Annotated in this window: 1 pseudogene; it reads right to left on the reverse strand. The window is 36.5% G+C overall.

Annotation, left to right across the window (positions count from 1 at the left end):
* Positions 1 to 523: 523 nt before the first annotated feature.
* Positions 524 to 1,304: pseudogene (locus KFO40_RS25540) on the reverse strand (AAA family ATPase); the annotation flags it as partial.
* Between the last annotated feature and the right edge of the window lie 290 nt (positions 1,305 to 1,594).

Here is a 1,594-nt window from a genome sequence, read left to right on the forward strand (position 1 = left end):
ACTCTCTCGGACAAGTATTGACGGTTCTATTTTTTTACTTGTACTACTTGTATTGTTTATCAATATTTCAAAGAACTAACGTGGCTTCCGCCGCGCCTGCTTTCTTTGCGAAAGCGGATGCAAAGATAAGGACTTTTTCAGATAACTTCCAAACTTTTTTCAAAGTTTTTTGTTTTTATTTTCTGATGCCTTAATCTTGTAGCAGAATGTCAATCATTAGGCTCTGTCTCTCTAGCAAAGCGGGTGCAAAAGTAGACAACTTATCAATAACATCCAAATATATCGGACTATTTTTCTATTCTTTCTTGAAACTTTTTTGTAACTCATTGATTGATAACGATGTCATAGAGTATATTTTTTCAGATAGACACATCCTTATATGGAACACCTATACATTATTATATAGTGCACTCAAATGTAAGTTCTATTTTCCTATACCTAACAGAAATTCTATATACATTCAAGATTCCACGATCCACTTTTCGATATTACGAGTTTCTGCGCTGAAATTTATTCCTATTTTAAAATGATAGCCGTCATAACACTCTCTCAAATCTTCACAGAGTTTATCATACGTTATTCCACGTGCTGCTGCAAATTCATGTAGTTCCGCTTCCAGATTTTCATGGATTTCACGCTCGCTGACACCACAAATTTCGACATACTCATTCCACATTGAAATATCATCCAAATTGTTCAAGTCACTGAATACACTGACTTTGCCAAACTTTGTCACGCCGGTAAGCAGAGCAAACTTTATATACCCGTCCTTCGTTTTCAAAGCGCCATAAAATGGCTTCAGGGTATTTCGGAATTGCTTTTGAAGTTCTTCATTGCCGATGGCTTGTAACATAGGTTTGTCATACTCATCTACCAGAATAACTACACGTTGCCCCGTCTTTTCGAATGATACCGGCAAAGCGCAGGGAAAAGAATGTTTCAGACGGACGGGTGCCGTATTGGCTTTCCCAATATTCAAGATTATCATTCAATATTTTATCCAGACTTTCCAGCGTGTCATACTTCTCAATATTAAGGTCGAGATGCAATATAGGATGCTTTATCCAATCCTTTTCCAACTTTTCCACAGCCAATCCTTCAAACAGTTCCTTTTTCCCTTGGAAATAAGCCTCCAAGGTAGAAATGAGCAGACTCTTTCCAAAACGGCGCGGACGACTCAAGAAGTAATAACTTCCGGTCTTGACCATTTGATACATTAATGCAGTTTTATCAATATAGAAATAACCGTCATTACGAATCTTTTCGAAATTCTGAATGCCGATAGGATAAATTTTATTGCTCATAATCTCTGCTTTTATAAATTAATACCAGTCACCTGTCTTACATATATATATATTTTTAATAGAACTCCTTCTCACGCAAGGTTAAAAGATTCTTTTCCTCAAGCCACTATTACCTCTAATTTTCCCTACAATAAAGTTTGAAAAAGGTTCTTCGTCAAATTTGGTGGTACTTCTTCTATTGTGAATAAAGAATCTTGGCTCTCAGTAGTTTGCTTCCTGCCCTATTGTACATCTGCCTTTTTACCGCTTTAATTTTATTCACTGTCCCCTCCAGTAATCCGTTACTGAAG

Source organism: Bacteroides sp. 1001302B_160321_D4 (assembly GCF_015667765.1).
GTDB classification, from domain to species: Bacteria; Bacteroidota; Bacteroidia; order Bacteroidales; family Bacteroidaceae; genus Bacteroides; species Bacteroides xylanisolvens.